The sequence below is a fragment of the Actinomycetota bacterium genome (assembly GCA_018333515.1).
GTDB lineage: Bacteria > Actinomycetota > Aquicultoria > Aquicultorales > Aquicultoraceae > Aquicultor.
This window is the reverse complement of sequence record JAGXSZ010000036.1, coordinates 55,806-76,201: the sequence shown is the minus strand read 5'-3', so window position 1 is coordinate 76,201 and position 20,396 is coordinate 55,806. Positions and strand designations below refer to the sequence as shown.

Sequence of the window (20,396 nt, the reverse complement as noted above, 5' to 3'; positions counted from 1 at the left end):
CGGTCGACCGTGTCGAACCTTTTATCATGCTCTTCAAGTTTGTTGATGATTCTGTCTTCATCCATGTTCTAATGATACTAGCTATATCTAAATAATCAAGCATTATTTATGCTATTATGCTCTTGCGCTTTTGCTAATATGTGGGGCGATGTTAGAATCGGCCCAGTTGCCGAAAGTTGAATTTAATCACAAATAAGACCAGCTTTTACCAGCTCATCATATGCTTGACTGATGGCTTCTTCGGGAAATTTTTTCTTTTCCTTTTTTGTTAGAGCGATTACCTGGTTCTTCAAGGTAAAATGCTCTGACTTCTTCTACGTCTGCTTCTGTGGCACCATAAATTCGTAAAATCTTAAGCGGTTCATCTAACGATTCCAATACTTTTGCTCCATCCGCAAGAGGTCTTGGCTTGTCTCTACCCGTTTCGTCAATGAGCATAACCGGCACTTCCATATCCTTGAGCTTCGGTGGACGTAGCCTATACGGCACCGACGACGCCTTATCGATTATAGCTTGCTCCTCTGCAAATGGAAACCGCGTTGTAATCGCCGCGAACAGATATTGATCTGCGGTTGTCGGATGAACGGCCAGCTCAACTGCGACATGGCAGTGATCGCGATAGAACAACCGCCGCGCCCATTCATTGGTGCCTTTATGCTCAAAGATGAGCTGATTCACCCTTACATCATCTAATGCGAGAAATTCATCGATTTTATCCGGCGGCGGGAAAACGCCGCCGGGAAGAACCGAGCGTAAAAATTTTTCCAGCAACAGATCGTAAATCCTTCTCGTTTTATGAAAATACACTTGAATAAAGATAAAATACCTGGCAAGTATCAGCGCAGTGGCCGAATGTAGCCCGCCAAATTCAACTGCTAAGTCACGTGTCTCGGGGTTTACCGTTAATGTCCTGATCAATCTCTGATAATCGTAATGACCATAAAGCACACCCGTATACAACGAGTCTCTTAGAAGATAATCCATGCGGTCGATATCGAGATCGCTGCTCATAAGCTGCGGGAGCACTTTCGGTTCAACGAACTTGCCATCAACAAGCAAAGCGATTTTATCAATCGTAATACCTAAATCTTTACAAAAAGCATCTTCAAGGATTGGCGTGATCTCGCTATTTTTAAGGATAGCGCCCGTATAATCCTCATGAGTATAGCGCTCGCCCTTCTCTTCATCTTTATATGGAAATAGTGTTTCAGCCGCACGGGAGAACGGCGCATGACCAATATCGTGCAATAGCGCCGCTAACCGCAGCAAGCAGTAGTTACGCTCTATCTCGTCCTTGCTCGTACCGAAAATGCCTTCATTGCGATCATTGATACTGTTAAAAGCCTGGCTAGCAAATTCAACCGCCCCTATGGTGTGACCAAAGCGGTTATGCTCCGCCCCATGATAAACAAGATGCGTCATACCGGTCTGGTGAATCCGGCGCAAACGTTGAAAAACCGACGAATCGACTAGTTTCACCTCGTTTTCGGATAGACGAACAAACCCATGAATCGGGTCCCTAAAGTCCTTTCTTGGACGGTATGGCAAGCGTGCTCCTTCCAGAACGTCTGAGTGTTGGTATAAGTATATAGAACGTATGTTCGTTTGTCTACAGAACCTGTCTGTTTAACAGACAATTCTTATGCAAAAACCATTGAATAGCTTAATAACATATGACCTGCTCATTCCTGCAGACCCCTGGCATTTTGCTAAACGCGATGAGCAAGCTAGCTAACGTCTCTTGACGTCTTTTTTGATTAGTACCAACGCTATATTTGTAATTCTGCAGGGAGCTGAGAACGCTAGCCACACTGCGATTCCTGCACTTGCTATGTGCCCTGCTCCAGATCACTGTGTTTTAGCTATCTCACAGCATTTAGGGAAATCCAGTCCCTGCGCGAGGGGCGACATAGTCTGATGAGGTACTACTGTTATATAGGCTTAAGCTCTTGCGATTATTGGATTAGTATTGACTGTATGGCCTCACTATATCAAACTTGCAGCACAACTTGTTGTAATGATTCAGTATCACGTCTATAGTGTTGAAGAACTTCGTCGAGCCGTTCATTACCAGTTATATCATCAACGAATTTCTGTTTATCGATAATTCCATGCAGCACTATCTTTTGATCGGCAAGCAACCCATCATATTGCACCACCCAGGCTTTGGCCTCGGTAGCTTCATGCTGGTCACGGTAGATAATATATTTCTCTGGCATAGCCAAAAGTCTTTTAAACTGCTCCACATTTTCACCAAAGGCACGATTAAAAAATGGTTTCTTAATACCAACGACACCGTGAGTAGCGTTCAAGATACAATTAACGCTCCTAAGATAGCGATAGTTCCAATTGGAACCAATGTATTTCCTGTTCTTGCTAGTAAATGGCACATACTTCATCGGAAAAGAAAATATCTGTGTCCCTAACTCTTCATTCAGCTCTATGTTGATCCTAAGTCGCTCATAGAAATCTTCAGGCGTATCTTCAAAATTATACAAGACATAGTTCGATAGATAGACTAAGCCATATTCTGCGGCCCATCTAATTTTTTCTGCATAGATCTCCTTCAGTTCTATGTCGTCAAAAGCTATCCTTAGCGGCTTAATTGGAAGCTCTGCAAGTCGTTCGATCTTTTCCTTAGTTAGTATTCGCGGATCTATCCCCTGATTAAAGTCAACATATCTTAGACGCTTCCCAAGCTTTGCCCCCTTAACAAATCCAGCATCTTTAATTTCATCAACGATGCGGTCAAATTGCTTGGATGCAAGAACATTGTTATCCATCAATAGAAGATCTTTTTTTTGACCAAACTTTTTATCAATTAGTTCGATCTGAGATTTTAACGGTATATAATCTACATATTTTGGCTCAATGATGCTTACGGCACAAAACTCACATTTTCGAATACAACCTCTAGTTGTATGTGCAAAATAAGCATCATGGGCAGGATAGATATAAGAAATGTCTTCGAGGATATGGTAATCCGGCACTAGACGATCTATTATCTCCTCATCATCTATACCTAGCTTGCCTTTCTCATTTAGCAAGCCAAAAACTGGACGTATTCCGGTAGCTTCTTCGATATCATCCTGCATTAAGGAAGCCATGATCCCACCTATATATATTTTTGGATTTCCGGGCGTCCTTAAGTAATACTTAATAGTCTCGATTGTTTTATTCCAGTAAAAACTAAAAAGGGTTGTTATATAGATTTCGTCCCAACCCAGGTTTCGTATCTCGGAATCGCACCCTTTCACAAACCGAACATCATGACCTTTTTGTTTATGGAAGGCTGCTATTTTCATCAATCCCAGTGGAGGGTATTTATTCCTATAATCAGGCTCCACTAGCAGTATTTTTATCGATTTTTTAGTTTTGCTCATTTAACATCTAAACCCACTTCTTTGCAAAATCTCTTTAGCGTCTTATAGCAATCCATCAATTGGTGTTTTCTGCTCTTACAAGACCTATCGTCACCAGACAATTCATCTTTTATTTCCTGAAAACTTGAACTGTTGATTAAATCTTTAAATTTTCTTACTTGAATATAAAAAGCATCAACCTGCTCTGGTTTATCTATATAAAGAGCGTTTTTAGCTGCTTCGAAAGCATCTTCTGGTTCTTCGTTTAGAAAAACTCTACATGCTTTCTTATTCTTAAGGATTTTAGCTAAGTCCCTAACAGCCTGGGCATTAGGTAGCCTTCCCTCTGTTACAATCTCAACGAATTCGTCTTCAAAGCCGGGGGCTTCCGTGGTTCTTTTAACAAGGTCTTTGTCCCTATAGAAAGCTTCAAAATAGCTGTATTTCTTTAGCTTATCGCGCTGCTGACCAGCTAACTCGACTTCCTCACCTTGAGAGTTTCTTGGTAAATACTTTTGCGTCATCGCCTCATGAGCTTTTAGCATAGCATCAATGGTTTGCTTATTGTGGCCTAGCTGCTGCCCAACTTCTTCATGGCTCATGCCAAGCTCTTTTATTGCCCTATGGATATATGCTGCCTTTTCATACGCGTCCCACTCTTTTTTACCTTTGATATGAAAGGTGCCGAGTATGAAAAATAATTCTTTGTCTGTTATATCATCCTGCAAAATCCTGGCTTTAATATAACGCCATTTCTCGTCTTGGGTTTGTTTATGTATTTTCCTGAAGGCCGCGAGTCGGGTATTGCCTTCAACTACTTTGTTGCCTACAACGTAGACTTCGTCAAGTAAACCATGATTGCGTCTAAGGTCAACAATTAAATCCTTCGTAGCATCATAGCTTAGGAGCTGAGATTCTATGAACTCTTGTGACCGTTCACTCGTAGGTTTTTTGCTGACGATATAGTTAATGCGTGGGTTTTCTATGTAATACTCAAGATCATAGATATCCATATCTTTAATTTCATAACTGATTTTTCGTCCTTGCACCATCATATTCTGCCGAACCATGATTATCCTCCAAGCGCTCTTAGCAATTCTTTCTTGTTGAGTAGCAGGTCAAGTGTGTCGTGCCCTAACCCTTCTTTGTCCGACTGCAGAAAACCTGCAATCCTGGATTTAAGATCAATCACTAGGTCGATATACTCATCTAATGTATTCCGTGCAAGAAGCTTATAAACAGTACAAGGTTTCGTTTGCCCAATTCTATAAATCCGATCCTGTGACTGTAGATAATCAACTAAACTAAAATTTCTATCTAGGTAAATTGCGGTATTGGCTCTCGTTAAAGTAAAGCCCTCCCTTGCCGCCGCTGGGTTCGCTATAAGAATTCTGTTCTTCTCACTTTCCTGAAACTTCGACACAATAAGTGCGCGGTCTTCTACTGAAACCTGCCCATAGATAATAAGAGGTTTGTATGATTTATAACGGCTTGACAATACTTTTATATTATCAACAAAACACGACCAAACGATCAATTTCTCATGATTTGATAGAGTTTCTACAATTAACCTATCAAGTTGCTTGAATTTTGCAGGGGTTTCTTCGTAGTTTTTATCAAGTAACCATGGATTGCTGGCGATTTGAGTTAGCCGTAGTAATTTCTTTAGGATATTATCTATTTGGTCAATGATTACTCGTCCATCTAAATTGCTCATCTCAACTAAGAGTTCCCGACTACAGGTTTCATAAATATTTTTTTGTTCATCTTCTAAGTCTACATATATATTCCTGAATATTCGCTCTGGCAGCTCAAGCACATCATCCTTTCGCCGCCTTATGGAATTGGCTTTTATTAATCCCTTAATTTGTTCTAACTCTTCAACATAACCTGTAAGTTTTTCATTCGTCTTTGATTTAAAATCATTGAAATTATCGCCGAGCAGTTGACCATTATCTAAAAAGAAATACTGCGCCCATAGGTCTTGAGGCTTGTTTGCGACAGGTGTACCGGTTGCAATAACTCGCTTAACCGAGAAATTAGCGAGATCAAAAAGTGCCTGAGCAGTCTTTGTTGAGGGGTCTTTTATCCTTGCTGATTCGTCCAATACAATAGCTACTTTTCGGCTTTTACAGAATCTTCTAAAGCGCTCATACTCAGCAACAACCGCTTCGTAGTTAGTAATATAAAAATTAGCACCGGTTAAGAAGCGATATTTTTTCTCGCGCTTACTGCCTTTTAAAACAACTGGCAGCAAGAATGAATGCTTGGCAACTTCAGCCTCCCATATGTAAAGCAAAGACATTGGTGCGATAACTAGAACGCCTTCAATATCTCCAGCTTTCATAGACTGAGCCATCGCATCAATGATAATTTTAGATTTTCCAAGGCCTTGCTCATCAAATAAGGCAACTGTTGGTGTCTTAGCTATATAGTCGATAGCCTCTATTTGATGCTCAAGAGCTTTAGTTTTTGGCTCAAAATTTTGTTGTCTTATCACTTATAATCTCACTCGGCACATAGAACACATTGATATTTTTGCGGCTTATAAAACCATAGCTTCTTAATAATGACACAAACGCTGTTTTGATATCTGCAGGCACTCCAATGGTCAGTTCACAAAGGAACCCATTTAACTCCAACATCGAAAAATCATCTATTTGTTCTATGGTTCGTTTGCTAAAAGCATCTTCCTCAGTCTTAGCTTCACCAATACAGACTTGTCCTGCTTCATTGATTCCAACAACATCCGGTCTATGCCTTAAGACTGTTGGAGGTGTTGGGAGCTTGTCACCTAATAGGCCAGGGTATTTTCCATCAACAGCAGTTATTTCATAACCAGCTTGCCTTATCTTTTTGATAACAAGCCCCACTATAAATTGATGCTTTTGGGATGCCATCTAGTCTTTACATCCGATCTGCTTAAGGAAATCCGCAACAACACTATCAAGTTTCTTTAGCATCTCAGTCTTAGCTGGCTGAAATCCTCTTTTAATATCGAAAACCTCTTCAAAAGGCATGCTCGAAATGCCATTAATAACGTCGTCTATCTTTTCGAATAGTTTCGACTTTGCTGCCGGATTCTTTTGCTCAAGTTGATCTAATGCCGCCTGAAAATCATCGTCTATTAAAGCTTGGTGAGACTCATCATCATTTAGAACTAATGCGAGCTTACGAACATTTTCACCTCGGTTAAATTTACCTTGTCCAACCCAATCACAAAACTCCGGCAATGTTACTTTACCTTCCTTCATAAGCTTGCGTAGACCTTTGTTTTTTCGAAACTCTACAAAGTAACTAAACTTAAGGCGTTCAGTGGGTTTATTGTGATATGGTAAATATTGTTCCTCCATATCCATATATGCTTGGATATGGTTCTTAACATCCGATTGCGTAAGCTTGGTTAATTGCTCAAGCCTTTTTATTGTATAGTCTTCTTCAGAATGAAGGCGATATAGTTCCCGCGCTTTATCGTAAGCATCCCAAGGTGTTGGCCCAAAAAGATGTGATTCAAGTCTTATGAAATTAATCTTGAATTTATCAATCTTCTCGGGCAGAACATAAGCTTTTATATGTTGCCATTTGGGGTCGTTAACATACTTTTCGGATAACTCCTCATAGACTAACGAGCGAGTATTCCCCTCTATAACTAGATAATATTCTCCAGCTTCTACAACCCATATTGGATTGTAGATACCACCATTGCATTCGATATGATCTCTTAGTTTCTCGTACTGCTCATTGCTTTCAACGAGTGCAAATTTAACTTGATCAACAGTTACTTTATTCTTAATTCTTGTGTCTAGATGGTACTGGATTCTCGGATTGTTAATATCTAAGACGATTCTTTCAAGAGGAATTGATTGCAGCGTTATCTCAGTAGGTCTTCCATCCAGATTTATAATTTGTTTATCCACAAGGCATCACCAGCGCAAGCATACCAACTAAGTTTTGAAAAGTAAATAACCCCGCCCAAAAGGTCCGTATTTTCCACCGCGACCAGGGCGCTAAAATATCCTGCCGTATCAGGGACTATGTCTCTACGGCCAGGAAGAATTCTATTCCCATACTTGATACTATAAAACCCGCCCTGGAAGGTAATCCTTTCGTCCCGGAGTTCTATCGCCCTCTGTTAACGGGCTGCGTAGTTACGATAATATTAATATTTCCTACAACCATACGTCAAGTTTAAAACAATATCTGAATATTGGCCAATGTTCCTAACCTACAACTCCCCCAGCCCCAACCGCCCTCACGCCCACCTCAATCTCCCCCAACACAAACTCCTCAAGCTTATCCATCTTCGCCTCAACTGATGCCGACAGCGACTCGCCCCAGGCGAAGGTCTCGGGTTCGATGCCGAAGATAACCGTTGGCGGGAGGACCTCCATAGCTTGGGCAATGCGGATGAAGTCGTAGATGCCGAGGTCGTGGAAGGATATCTTGTATTTTTTGGGGATGACGTCGATGGCGTCGGGCTCGAAGCGGTAGATGCTGCCGGGCTCTTCACCCGCTTTAACGCAGTCGACGATGATGAGTTTGGCGACGTCGTCCATATATCCCAAGAGTTCGAGCCCTTGCGTGCCGCCGTCCTGCACCTCGACGCAAGCGGGCAAGCCTCTTGCTTGAAGCCGGCGCGCCAGGTGCACACAGGCCCCCTCGTCACTGAGTATTAAATTCCCCACCCCTAAAACTAAAATCTTTTCTTTCATAATATCAGCCAAATCTACCAATCTAGACTTCAGAATCAGCAGTCAAGAGCTGGAATACCGCCTCACCCCCTCCTAACGTCAGGGCTAAAGCCCTGAGCTACGACTGCCCTCACCTATTCTGAATTCTGAATTCTGTCTTCTCCTACCTACTTCTCCGCCTTCGCCGCCGCGGGCATCGACACATCCAATTCCTTCAGCTGCGGTTTCGCTTTGCCGACGCCGAAGAACATCATCTTGACCTTGTCGAACTCCTCGGCCATCGCCATGTAGAGATGGACAATTATAAAGCAAACCGTCACCCACATTAAGAAAAAGTGAACAAGGGGGTCAGGTCTTTACTTTTTAGCCTCCACGCCCCGCGCGCAAGGCGACGCGAATAACTTAGGACGCATAGGAAACAACGTCCCCGTAATTATTCCTCGCCCCGCGCGTGAGGCAGAGCAGTAACCGTAACAACCGTAACAACGTCCCTAGCAAATACGCGGCAAAATCTCGCCGCGCGGCACCGGCACGAGACGCTGCGTCCCCCATGCGGTCTCAAGAACTACTCGCGGTTTGTCGCCGTTGGTGCCGCCGATAAGCGCGGCGTCGGCACCCGCCGGATGCGAGCGTATGCGGTCAAGAACTTCAGCTGCTTTTTCCTGAGAGACCGCTACCAGCATCTTCCCCTCGTTCGCAAGATAAATCGGCTCCAACCCTAAGAGCGCGGTGCCGCCCGCGACCTCGTCCTTGACGGGCAATCTCTCTTCGTGAACCAGTATACCGCGTCCGCTCTGCATAGCCCACTCGTTGAGTACCATGCCGACTCCGCCCCTGGTGGCGTCACGCGCCGCGCGAATGTGAGCGCCGAACGGCCACAGCGCCTCGATAAGGCCGTGGAGAGGCGCGCAGTCGCTCGTTACCGCGCTCTTTATATCTATGCCCTCGCGCAACGCCGTAATAGAGTAGCCGTGGTCGCCGATAGAGCCGGTGACGATTATCGCGTCGCCGGGCCGTATATTGCGCGGGTGGTAATCGACCCCGTCCGGGATACTGCCGACACCGGATGTCGTGATAAAGACCTTGTCGCCGCTTCCCTTATCGACGACCTTGGTGTCACCGGTGACGACCGGGACCCCCGTCTCTCGCGAGACCTCGCCCATGCTCCCGGCAATGCGGCGCAAATCCTCAAACGTCGTGCCTTCTTCGATTATAAAGGAAGCCGCCAGTGCGATGGGGCGGGCACCCACCGATGCCAAGTCGTTGACCGTGCCGCAAAAAGCCAGCTTGCCGATATCGCCGCCCGGAAAAAACAGCGGGCTTATAACATAGCTGTCGGTCGTAAACGCGGTCCTGCCCCGTGGCAGCTCAAGCACCGCGGAATCGTTCGCGTCGCGCGCGTCTCCGCCGAAAGCCGCGTAAAATATATCCTTGATAAGGCGCGATGTCATCTCGCCGCCGCTGCCGTGAGCGAGGCGAATCGTCTCAGTCAAAGTCTTCCTCATTCCTTAACACAGCAAAACATGTCCTCTCGTAGCTCAGGGCTTTAGCCCTGATAGTCTGCTTCTATGTCAGCCCTTAAGGGCTGAGCTACATTTGCGTCGGCTGGTCTACATTCGCCATGTCATTGTATAAATAATACGCCGCGCAGGTCCCCTCGGACGAGACCATGCACGGCCCGACCGGGCGCTCGGGCGTGCAGCGCGAACCGAAGAGGGGACAGTCGGACGGTTTTATCATCCCTTTGAGGATTTCGCCGCAACTGCATCCCCGGTCCAAGCGAACTTCGCGCCGCTCGATGGAAAATCTTTTCGCCGCGTCGAAACTCGCAAAGCCCTCGCGAAACTCGAGGCCGCTGCCGGGGATTACCCCCAGGCCGCGCCACTCGGCGTCGCCCGGCGCAAAAACTTCATCCAGCATCCCCTGCGCCACCAGATTGCCCTCCGGCTCGACCGCCTTGGTATATATATTCGATATCCGCGGCTTCCCCGCGTTTATGTCACCGGCCAGGCGCACAATGGCCGCCATTATCTCGGGCGGCTCGAACCCGGCTATCGCCCCCGACACCCCGAACTCAGCGGCGATAAACGCATACGGTGTCTCCCCGATGATTACACTGACGTGCCCAGGGAGAATCAGCCCATCTATTTGGACCCCATCGCCGGCGAGGAGCGCCCGGATGGCCAGGGGAACGGTCTTATGGAGGTTGTAGACGCTGAAATTAGGTAGCCCTTCGGCTACGGCGCTTTTGACCGCATGCGCGGTGGCCGGCGCCGTCGTCTCGAAACCTACGCCCAGAAAGACTATCTCTTTTTGGGGTTCGCCGCGGGCGAACGCGAGCGCTTCAAGCGACGAATACGCGACCCGAATGTCGGCGCCCTCCGCTTTAAGCTCGGCCAGGCTGCCCGCGCTTCCCGGCACCCGCATCATATCTCCATATGTCACCAGGGTCACGCGGCGCTCCCCCGCCAGCTCCATAAACGCGTCGATATCAGAATCGGCGGTCACGCATACCGGACAGCCCGGACCCGACACAAACTCGATTTCCGCCGGCAGAACCGTGCGGATGCCGGATTTTCCAATCGCCATCGTATGCGTACCGCAGACCTCCATCAACTTGATGGGGCGCTTCGATATCTCACGCAGCCTCTCGACCATCAAACGGAAATATTTCTTGTGGACATATTTTTTGTCATCATCCCTGTCCACGAAGGATTTCCTCCCATATCTCAATCGAGGCTTGCGCCTCCTCGTCGGAGACTACATTGATTGCTTGACCCGCATGGACCAGCACCCAGCTTCCCAAATCCGCGTCGGGCGTCAGCATTACGCTGATGGTGCGGATGTTTCCCATCACATCTATCTCCGCCGAGAACGAATCCTTGTCGATAGCGACGATTTTAGCCGGTACGGCCAGACACATCTTTTGCCCTCCTATTCGAGCGTCAGCGGTGAGTATTTTATGATTACTCCGCGCTTGCCAACATGACCTGCCCGAGCGCCAAGCAACCGTCATTGGCGGGCAGCCGGCGATGGAAATATGCCTCCACGCCCCGCTCCGCCAGCCTCCCGGCAAGTATATCCATAACGAGGCGATTTTGAAAAGTCCCGCCCGAAAAGACGACCTTTTCCGCGTGATAGCGCCGCAAAAGAGTAGCGATCATCGCCGCCAGCGCTTCCACGAAGGTCGTATGAAACCGGGCGGCGAGTTGGGCCGGCGACGCACCCCGCAGCTTATCCTCGGCCATATCCCCCATAAAACTCCATGAGAGCCTGAGAAGCTCACCGTCGTCTATCGAAAAGGCATACGGACGGCACACCGGCGCGCTGCGCGCGAGCGCCTCCATGCGCATCGGGGCTTCACCCTCGTAGGTGACCCTTCCCGAGAAACCGCAGAGCGCCGCGGCGGCGTCGAAGAGACGTCCGCAACTGGATGACATGATACTCAAGTTTGCGCTGCCCGCCTGCGCCTTTACAAACGGCAAGACGGCCTCGCTCTCGGGCAGCACGGTGCGGACCCTATCCTCGTCTCCCCATAGAGAATAGAGCAGAATCGCCGCCATCTGGAGCGGATTTTTCGCGACCTCGTCACCGCGCGGCTGCCGGAACGGCGCCAGGGAACCGACCCGCTCGATATCCTCGTAATCTCCGAAGAAGACTTCGCAACCCCAGACCGAACCGTCATCGCCGTAACCGGTGCCGTCGCAGACGACGCCGAGAACCTTTTCATCGAGGCCGTTGTCGGCCATGACCGACGCGAAATGCGCTTTGTGATGCTGGACTTTGACTAAGGGAACGGCCAGTTCTAACGCTAAGCGCTCCGCGTGCGCCGCGCTCACGTACGCCGGATGGAGGTCGCAGACGATTTTTTCGGGCACGATATCTAGAAACTCGCCGAAGAACCGCAAGCCCCGCTCGTAGGCCCCGAAGTTCTTAAGGTTGTCGATATCGCCAAAGTACTGGCTCGGTATCGCCTTTTCCCTGCGCGCGTAGACAAAGACGCTCTTCAGGTCGCCGCCGACAGCGAGAACGGGTCGGACGGCGCGGGGCAGGGGTACGGCGCGGGGTACATAGCCCCGGGCGCGCCGGATAAAGTACTCCCCGGCATGGAAATCGCCATTGGGGTCGGCGCTGAAACTGCCCCTGAAAAACATGACGACCGAATCATCCGCGCGGTTTACGATTGCGCGCCCGTGCGTTACAAAGTAATCGGCAATCTCACCAAGTTCGGCGTACGCTTCGTCCTCGGTAAGAATCAGCGGGTCGCCGCTTATATTGGCGCTGGTCATGACAAGAACACTCAGGTCGTCATCGAAAAGACCGTACTGGAGCGGCGTGTAGGGGAGCATAACCCCGAGCGTGTCGAGCCCCGGCGCTATCTCGTCGCAAAGCGCGCTCCTCTCCCCACGTCTAAGCAAGACTATGGGACGGGCGGGAGAGGTCAGCGCCTTCTCTTCGTCCGCCGAGACCACACAATGCTCGCGGACGGCCTCGAGGTCGCGAAAGAGAAGCGCGAATGGCTTTGTCTCGCGCCGCTTGCGCTCGCGCATCCGGCGCACCGCGCCCGCGTTTTGCGCGTCGCAGCAGAGATGATATCCGCCGATGCCCTTTATCGCCGGCAAATAGCCTTTCTTTAAAAGCGCGCGTAGCCGCGCCGCGAACCGTGTATCATGGTTTGGCCTGCGTTCGCCCTCATCCTCAAAGAACGGCAAATCGTCTTCGGTCAGGGCTCGCCCTTGCGAATAGGTAAGGGACAATTCATCTTCAGAGAGGCTTCGCCCCTGCGCGTCAGCGAGCAAAAGCTTTGGCCCGCAAACCGGGCAGGCGTTCGGCTCGGCGTGAAAACGTCGGTTACCGGGGTCGCCGTATTCGGCGGCGCACCGCTCGCACATCGCGAAAGCGTCCATCGATGTGTTTCGCCGGTCATAGGGAGCGGCGCGGGTGATGGAGAATCGAGGCCCGCAATTGACGCAATTGGTAAAGGCGTAACCGTACCTGCGGTCGCTTTCACTATTAAACTCGCGAAGACAATCGTCGCAGCTCCCGATATCCGGCGGAATCGCAATATCCGTCACGCCGTCGGCGGCGCTTTCCTGTATTGAAAAAGTACTGAATCCTTCAGGCTGTGCCCGCGCCACAGTATATCGCTCGATGCTCGCGAGCGGCGGCGGCGCCCCGAGCAGCTCTTGAGAAAAACGCTCTATCGTTTCCTCGGGTCCCTCCAGCCTTATCGCGACACCGCCCGCCGTGTTCAACACCCAGCCACGCAAACCAAGCAACTGGGCGAGCCTATAGACATGGGGACGAAACCCGACGCCCTGAACGACACCGGAGACACCAATATCAACGGCGACTATGCTGTCTAGAACGATCTTCGCATCGACTTTTTCTTCTCGCGGTCTTTGTCTCATCGGTTGCCCTGATATCGAGCAGAAAGAAACTCTTTTCGACGCCATACCGCAAGCACTAGTCGAGCACGCCGATGTGGTCGAGCGGCCATATTACGTAGACCGCCTTGGCGATGACGTTTTCTTCGGGCAGCAATCCCCATTCGTGACTATCGTAACTCGCGTTACGGTTGTCGCCGAGAACGAAGAGTTGCCCTTTTTCAACCTCGACCGGGCCGTAGGCATATTGCGGCACGCGGGCTTTCTTCACCTTGTATTCCTCGCCGTCGATATATACCTTGCCGTCTCTTATCTCTACCGTATCGCCCGGCAATCCTATCACGCGCTTTACGAAAGGAGGCATATCCGGCTCTTGCCGCGCCCTTTCCGGAACGTGAAAGACGACGATATCACCGCGCGCGGGTTCTTTAAAATAATACAACAATTTGACGGTAAACAGACGGTCGCCCGCTATGATCGTCGGCTCCATCGAACCCGTCGGCACCCACCGAACCTCAGCCACCGCGGTGCGGATTCCAAGAGCGAGAACGAATGCGATGATGAGTAAGATAATGAATTCGCTTAGCGCGTCCCAAAAACGCTCTCTCACACTAACACCTCGAATGCTTTGATTTCCTGTTTTAGGCTTTGATTTCCTGTTTTAGGTTTCGTTTCCCCTGTAAATAATATTCCAAGAACGTCGGAAATGAAACAGGGGTTCGGCGGAGGGGTTCGGCGCTTGTGCGCGACGCGTGACTCTATCGGTCTAGCCGCCTTTCTCGGTTTAGCCGCCTTCCCTAGTAAACCCTACCCTTGCTTGACCCTTACTTAAAGCCGCCCGCATCTAAAATCTCCTGGGCGACCGCCTTGAGCGTAAGCTGCTTGTCCATGCTCCACTTCTGAAGCTGCCGGAACGCGCTCGCCTCATCCAGGCCTCGCTCTTCCATGAGCATACCCTTGGCGCGCTCCACCATCCTGCGAACCTCGAGGCGCTCCTCCAGGTTCTTTACCTGTACTTCGAGCTGCCTCATCTCTTGGAAACGACCGCGCGCAACCTCTATCGCCGGAAGGATATCCGATTTATCGAAAGGTTTAACGAGATAGGCCATGGCGCCAGCCTTTATCGCTTCATCGACGAGCGCTTTTTGGCTGTACGCCGTAAGCATTATGACGGGGCAGATGCCTTTGTTCGCGATTGCCTTGGCCGCCTCTATGCCGTTCATTTTGGGCATCTTGATATCTAGAATTGCGAGGTCCGGCGCGAGTTCCTCGGCCAGCTCCAGCGCCATCTCGCCATCCCACGCCTCCCCTACGACCTCATGCCCGAGTTCTGTGAGCATCTCTTTTAAGTCGAGCCGTATAATCGCTTCGTCTTCCGCAATCAATATCCGCAACCGCGACATCCATACTCCTTAGTATTGAAAGAATCCCACTACTCTATCCGCTACTGGACGACCGGCACCCGCACAACGACCTTTGTTCCGTTGCCGCCCGCTATCTCCCAGCTACCGCCCAGCTCATCCGAGACCAGGGTGTGAACTATCTTCATGCCCAAATTGCCGTAGTTGTTAAGCTCGAAGTTCTCCGGCAAGCCGCTACCGTTATCGCTTACTTCCATCGTAAGCATATTGCCGCGCCTCTTAAGCGTGATAACTATCTTACCGGTTGTTCTCTCTTCAAACGCGTGCTCCACCGCGTTTTGCACCAGCTCCGTCAAGATCAAAGCCAGCGCCGTCGCCATCGGAGACGGAATTTTGCCCGCGCTGCCGCGTGTGGCAATCGTAATCAACTTGTCCGGCTGTACGAGTCCCGTCTGTATCATTTTATTGATATTGGTCGCTATCTCCTTAAAATCGAGAGTGCCGCTGCCCGTCTGTGATAAAATCTCGTGGATGACCGCGATACTCGATATTCTGCCGACGCTCTCCATCAGCGCTTGCTGCGCCTCGGGAGTGGTCATCCGGCGCGATTGGAGCCTCAGCAGGCTGGCAATCGTCTGCAGATTATTTTTGACCCGGTGATGTATCTCCCTAATAGTGGCTTCTTTGATTTTAAGCTGCTGCTCGCGCGCGCGCACATCGGTCACATCGCCGACGATGGCGACGACGCCTTTGAGGCGATCGTTTTCTATCAAGGAAATCGCCCGTTTCGCCACAGTCATACCCTTTTCAGTGATTTCGCTGCTGACCGCTATGCGGTCTTCCATCGCGCTCGAAACCGGGCTCTCATTCAGCCCTATCATATAGATTGATTGGCCGGGCAATGTGCCCTCGACCCCCAACCGGCGGTAGATGGTGACAGCGTTCGGGCTCGCGTAGGTGATGATTCCGTTCGGGTCTATCCTAATCAACCCATCCCCGGCCTCTTTCGATGAAGGGAAGCCGATTCCCATATCGACACCCGCCCCTATCATCGCCATCAAGTCATCCGCCGCCTCGATATACATCTGCTCCATCTCGCTCGGACGCCAATTCTCGCGGAGCCGCCATTCTTTGGCCATCACCGCTATTACCACGTCGTCCAGCCTTATGGGAATGGCCGCTACCTCGATTTCTTCACCATCGCCGCCGATGCTCTTTTTTGTTGAAAAAGCTCCGTTCTTAAACGCCTTCGTAACGGCGAGCGGAGCTTCCTTAAAGATTTGTCCGACGATGCCCTCGGGATGAAAAGAACTAGCCGTATTAGGGCGCGCCGCAGCGACTACCAGCACACCGCCTTCGACTCTGCAGTAAACGACGATATCCGAGTAGCCTAAATCAGCCAAAAGCTGGATGTTCTTGGATACCGCCGCTATCTTCTCCTTCTGCTCCACAGTCAAACCGGGAACCCCGCTTAAAACATCTGATGTCCGCAATCTAAGACTCCCCCTGAGATACTCTTTATTGGAATCTCAACCTGATTGTAACATTTTTCCGCGAGGTATGAATGACTTGCAAACCGTTCGTGCCCGCCGCTCCCCGCGCCGTCTTCGTGATTATCGTCCTTGACCCGCCGTATGTCGTAAAATATAATTGTGAGGTAGCGGTCTGGAGCCGGTTCGGCCGAAGTGGCGGAATAGGCAGACGCGCTGGTCTCAAACACCAGTGAGGGCAACCTCATGCCGGTTCGATCCCGGCCTTCGGCACTTAAGACCCGGTTTTCCGGGTCTTATTCTTTTTAGCCGACCGAATAATCAGGGGTCAGGTCTTTAATTTTTAGTCTAGCCGTCACCACGCGCGCGCCGGTTGCATAATATCCGTAACAACCGTAACAACGTCCCCGGTACAGTGGTATACTGGTGCCATAAAGGAAAACAAATACTATAGCCTACCTAGACAGACGAGACCACGAAACCTCGACACACTACAAGACGCTATCGAGAGAGTCGTAAAGTCTAGGGGGCGGGCGCAAACTTCCTGGAGAGGAAGTCACACATGATGGAAGAGAAGTCTGCTTCGAGTTGGCTCGAGAAAACCTTGCTGGGCGTCGTCATACTGGTCGTGCTGGCAGTAGTCGGCGTGACGCTATTCCCTCGGGGCAACTCTTCGGATGGAGTTCCGCTCGCGACTATAGATGTTAAACAGGTCAAGGACTACCTGTTAGACAACACAGACCTCGAAATCACCGATGTTGAGAAAGACCCCGCTAAGAACCTGATTACAGTCTCTTACTTCAACGACGACGTCGAGGACGACGATGAGGTCCTCTTCGACATAGCCAACGATTCGACCAAGGTCATGCCCTTGCTCTTCGAGATGACCGGCGTCGAACGGGTGAAAATGGTCCAGTTCGGGACGTTTATAAACCGGGCCGGCGAAAGCAGTGTGGAGATTTCCGCCGCCGTCACGCTGACGAGAGAAAAAGTGAAAGAAATCGACTGGAATACCGTCAATTCTACGAACCGCGCGGGCCTGATAGCGGAAGCCGCCGAGGTCTACATCGACCCGGAAATCAGGGCGCAGCTAGACAATAAGGAACTCTTGGATTCGATAATAGCCCAGCTTTCCACCGATTAAGCGGGCGCTTTAACCCAGGCCGCGCACAAACCCGACCACAGATTCATCTTACGATACCATCTCGTCTTAAGCGTAATCGGCATCTTCGGTATCTTCGACGTCTTCGGCGGGTTCCGAAAACCCGGGTGCGGGTTCCGCCAATGAAAACGCTACGACCGCCACATCGTCATCGAGTTCGTCGTCGGCAAAGCTCGCCGCGGCCTCCAAGATCGCGCTCGGCATGTCCGCGACGTCTATCGACGCAATATCGATGAGCGCTTTCGAGATGCCGGGTTCGCCGAAGAGTTGTCCGTTGCTCCGCGCTTCGAGCAAGCCATCGGTATACAGAAGAACGACGTCATCGACGGCTATCTCATCATCGAAGCGCTCGTATGTGACTCCGTCGAGCGCTCCCAATGGTGTCGAGCCCAATTCCAGGAAACGCACGGTCGATGTCGCGCGGTTGAGAACGGCTGCCGGCGGATGGCCCGCTATCGCGTAAGAAAATCGCCCGGTCGCCGGATTGACGATGAGGTATGTGATGGTGATAAACTGGCCGTGCGTCATCTGCGATTCGATGACGCTGTTCGCGTGGGCTAAAACGTCGGCAGGCGAATCGTGCTCATGGGCAAACGCCCGTATCGTCATCTTGGCGAGCGCCGTCGCGGTCGCCGCCTGAAGCCCTTTACCCGACACATCGCCAATGACGATACCTATCTTGCCGTCGGGCAGGTCTATGAAGTCGTAGAAGTCACCGCCTACTCGCGCCTTTTCCGTCGCGGCTCTATACTTTAGGCCGAAGCTAAGCCCGGGTAGCTCATCGGGGGCGGAAAGCAACGCGTTTTGCAGCACCTCGGCGATATCGCGTTCTTTTTCGTAGAGCGTCGCGTTCTCAATCGCGACCGCCGCTTGACGCCCGACCGCTTCCAGCAAGGCGGCGTCACCGTCCCTGAAAACCTTCTCCGAGACCGCGGCGACCTGTACTATCCCGAACAGGTGTTCGCCGACGAGAAGCGGAACCGTCACTACCGCGTTTACCCCGAGCGCCAGGGCTTCTTTTACGGCCCGGGGGTCATTGCGATAATCGTTCGTCGCCACCGGCGCGCGGCTGTCGAGCACCGTTGCGGTAAGCCCCAAATCCGCGGGTATCATATCAGGCGCGTGTAGCTCGGGAACGCCCGAGCGATAACGGTACGATATCTTCCCTCGCTCTTCATCGTAGAGACCGAGCGACCCTATATCGGCCGCAACGAGGTCCATGGCATTCTTGATGATCTTGTCGAGCAGTTCCTCCATGTCCAGGCCGGAAGACATATCGAGGGCGACTCTGTTGAGAATCCGCAAATCCTCATTCGAGGCTCTAAGCATCAGCTCCGATTTGCGCGTCTCCTCATAGAGGCGCGCGTTTTCGATGGCGACCGCCGCCTGGTTGGCCAGCGCCATCAACAAGCTCATTTGTTTCTCGGTCACCCCGCCCATTCTGATTTGCGACATGTAGAGGCCAACGACCCCGAGAGCGCCGCCGCCGGATATGAGGGGGAGTGTGATGGCCGCATCGAAACCGGCTTTGAGCGCCTCTTCTTTGAACATAAACTCAGACGATGCCAAGTCCCGGGTAACGACAGGCTTTGCCGTCATCAAGACCTTTCCCGCGATTCCCTCGCCGGGCGCCATCGAGCGGCCGGTTAAATTGATATCTTTATCGCTCCAAAAGTACTCGATTACCAACTTCTTTTCAGCCTCGTGGTAGAAGGCAAACCAGACCGCCTCGGCGCCGAAATAGCCGCGCAACACGTTGACGACGGCATGGGTAACGACCGGGATGTTTAGCGCGAGGTTCATCTTCTCACCGGCTTCGACGATTCCTTTGAGTTCACCGACATAATCGCGGAGATTTTCCCGCATCGAATTAAAACTCAGCGCCAGCTCTTCTATCTCGTCACCGGTCTTGATGCCGCTGACATCGACGCTAAAATCACCCCCGGCAATCAACCGGGCCTTCTCGGCAAGACTGGTGATAGGCCTGACTATCCTTCCCCCAAGCCCCAGGCCGAGGATTACCGCGAGTAAAGCGATGATCGACGCAAGCAGGAGCCCGCGCAACAAGGCGCCGAAGATGGGAGATATGACCTGGTCGACCGGGACAAAGGAGCCCGCGCTCCACCCGATACTCCCGATCGGGACTTGCGCCCCCATGCGAAAGCTATCGTCGACAGGAAAGACCATCCCATAAGATAGGTATTCGCGCCCGGCAAGTGTCGTTTCTATGAACTCATGCGACTTCCAATCTCGCCGGTCGAACGCAAGCTTGGGATTTTGGCTTTGATAGACGACTATCCCATTATTGTCGACTATGTTATATCCGCCGCCCGGTACTTTAAACGTAAAGTATTGGTCGAGCTTGGTAGCGTCTACCGATGCTACTACCGCGGCCGCGAAGTCGGGGCCATCCCATATCCCCGCAACCACATCAAAACCCATCTCGCCGTTTTCATGGATGTACATCGGGGTGACCAGCCAATCTTTGCCGTCGATTAAGCCGTCCAGGTCGATAAGGTCTGGGTTGATTTTGCGACCGACTAATTTCGGGTTGGAAGACGCGAATATTTCGCCGTTTCTCTTCACATAATCGAGGCTAAACACCGGATAACTACCGGATACGCGCGATAAAAATGAACTCGCGCCGCGCCGCGAATAATCGTTCTCCTCGATAGCTATACCAAGCGCCCGCTCAGTTGTAACCACGTCCTTGAGAAGGTGCTCGAAGTTCGCGGCAACGACTTGCGCGACGACATGGCGCGCCGTCAAAACATCTTGCCGGCGTTCGATGTAGCGCCCGTAGTATGAGACTATACTAATTGCGACTAAGGGAATTATGATTGCTAAGTAACTTAAGAGAAGTTTTCGTCGTATCCCTTTATTCTTGTCGACAGTATCGCGAATCCCCATATATCCATTATCTTAAGCTTTTACGATTAAGTC

At 50.7% G+C, this 20,396-nt stretch carries 17 protein-coding genes and 1 tRNA gene; 2 read left to right on the top strand and 16 right to left on the bottom strand.

What is annotated here, in order from left to right; all coding sequences use genetic code 11:
- Positions 1 to 216: 216 nt before the first annotated feature.
- The 15 genes from KGZ93_10705 to KGZ93_10635 form a co-directional block, all read right to left on the bottom strand.
- Positions 217 to 1,548 carry an HD domain-containing protein gene (locus tag KGZ93_10705; protein ID MBS3910070.1) on the bottom strand — a complete coding sequence of 444 codons (1,332 nt, stop codon included), beginning with the start codon at positions 1,546 to 1,548 and terminating at the stop codon, positions 217 to 219.
- 443 nt (positions 1,549 to 1,991) lie between these two features.
- Positions 1,992 to 3,383, bottom strand: a complete 1,392-nt coding sequence (locus KGZ93_10700) for a cobalamin-binding domain-containing protein (GenBank protein ID MBS3910069.1) — start codon at positions 3,381 to 3,383, stop codon at positions 1,992 to 1,994.
- A complete protein-coding gene (locus KGZ93_10695) occupies positions 3,380 to 4,432 on the bottom strand; it encodes a hypothetical protein (GenBank protein ID MBS3910068.1) in 1,053 nt (350 codons plus the stop codon). The genes KGZ93_10700 and KGZ93_10695 overlap by 4 nt, the downstream gene beginning before the upstream one ends.
- A gap of 2 nt (positions 4,433 to 4,434) precedes the next feature.
- A complete protein-coding gene (locus KGZ93_10690) occupies positions 4,435 to 5,862 on the bottom strand; it encodes a DEAD/DEAH box helicase (GenBank protein ID MBS3910067.1) in 1,428 nt (475 codons plus the stop codon).
- Positions 5,840 to 6,262 carry a hypothetical protein gene (locus tag KGZ93_10685; protein ID MBS3910066.1) on the bottom strand — a complete coding sequence of 141 codons (423 nt, stop codon included), beginning with the start codon at positions 6,260 to 6,262 and terminating at the stop codon, positions 5,840 to 5,842. Before KGZ93_10685 ends, KGZ93_10690 begins: the two co-directional genes overlap by 23 nt.
- Positions 6,263 to 7,279 carry a hypothetical protein gene (locus tag KGZ93_10680; protein ID MBS3910065.1) on the bottom strand — a complete coding sequence of 339 codons (1,017 nt, stop codon included), beginning with the start codon at positions 7,277 to 7,279 and terminating at the stop codon, positions 6,263 to 6,265.
- Between the two features lie 303 nt (positions 7,280 to 7,582).
- Positions 7,583 to 8,074 carry a HyaD/HybD family hydrogenase maturation endopeptidase gene (locus KGZ93_10675; protein ID MBS3910064.1) on the bottom strand — a complete coding sequence of 164 codons (492 nt, stop codon included), beginning with the start codon at positions 8,072 to 8,074 and terminating at the stop codon, positions 7,583 to 7,585.
- A gap of 146 nt (positions 8,075 to 8,220) precedes the next feature.
- Positions 8,221 to 8,373 (bottom strand): hypothetical protein, encoded by a 153-nt coding sequence (locus KGZ93_10670; GenBank protein MBS3910063.1) that lies wholly within the window; start codon positions 8,371 to 8,373, stop codon positions 8,221 to 8,223.
- A 171-nt stretch (positions 8,374 to 8,544) separates the two neighbouring features.
- Positions 8,545 to 9,558, bottom strand: coding sequence for a hydrogenase expression/formation protein HypE (hypE, locus tag KGZ93_10665; protein ID MBS3910062.1), 1,014 nt, complete (start codon positions 9,556 to 9,558; stop codon positions 8,545 to 8,547).
- Positions 9,559 to 9,643: 85 nt separating this feature from the next.
- A complete protein-coding gene (gene hypD, locus KGZ93_10660) occupies positions 9,644 to 10,711 on the bottom strand; it encodes a hydrogenase formation protein HypD (GenBank protein ID MBS3910061.1) in 1,068 nt (355 codons plus the stop codon).
- 37 nt (positions 10,712 to 10,748) lie between these two features.
- Positions 10,749 to 10,976: a HypC/HybG/HupF family hydrogenase formation chaperone gene (locus tag KGZ93_10655; GenBank protein MBS3910060.1), complete on the bottom strand. Its 228-nt coding sequence runs from the start codon at positions 10,974 to 10,976 to the stop codon at positions 10,749 to 10,751.
- A 43-nt stretch (positions 10,977 to 11,019) separates the two neighbouring features.
- Positions 11,020 to 13,464, bottom strand: a complete 2,445-nt coding sequence (hypF, locus tag KGZ93_10650) for a carbamoyltransferase HypF (protein ID MBS3910059.1) — start codon at positions 13,462 to 13,464, stop codon at positions 11,020 to 11,022.
- 55 nt (positions 13,465 to 13,519) lie between these two features.
- On the bottom strand, positions 13,520 to 14,050 hold the full coding sequence (gene lepB, locus KGZ93_10645) for a signal peptidase I (protein MBS3910058.1): 531 nt from the start codon (positions 14,048 to 14,050) through the stop codon (positions 13,520 to 13,522).
- A 214-nt stretch (positions 14,051 to 14,264) separates the two neighbouring features.
- Entirely contained in the window at positions 14,265 to 14,843 is a 579-nt protein-coding gene (locus KGZ93_10640; GenBank protein MBS3910057.1) for a response regulator, read from the bottom strand.
- 41 nt (positions 14,844 to 14,884) lie between these two features.
- Positions 14,885 to 16,294 (bottom strand): histidine kinase N-terminal domain-containing protein, encoded by a 1,410-nt coding sequence (locus KGZ93_10635; GenBank protein MBS3910056.1) that lies wholly within the window; start codon positions 16,292 to 16,294, stop codon positions 14,885 to 14,887.
- Between the two features lie 186 nt (positions 16,295 to 16,480).
- Between KGZ93_10635 and KGZ93_10630 the strand changes: the two genes are divergently transcribed.
- Positions 16,481 to 16,564: transfer RNA gene (locus KGZ93_10630), tRNA-Leu, on the top strand.
- Between the two features lie 289 nt (positions 16,565 to 16,853).
- Positions 16,854 to 17,435, top strand: a complete 582-nt coding sequence (locus KGZ93_10625) for a hypothetical protein (GenBank protein MBS3910055.1) — start codon at positions 16,854 to 16,856, stop codon at positions 17,433 to 17,435.
- Between the two features lie 66 nt (positions 17,436 to 17,501).
- On the opposite strand, the gene KGZ93_10620 is transcribed toward KGZ93_10625, so the two are convergent.
- Entirely contained in the window at positions 17,502 to 20,363 is a 2,862-nt protein-coding gene (locus KGZ93_10620; protein ID MBS3910054.1) for a SpoIIE family protein phosphatase, read from the bottom strand.
- Positions 20,364 to 20,396: the final 33 nt, after the last annotated feature.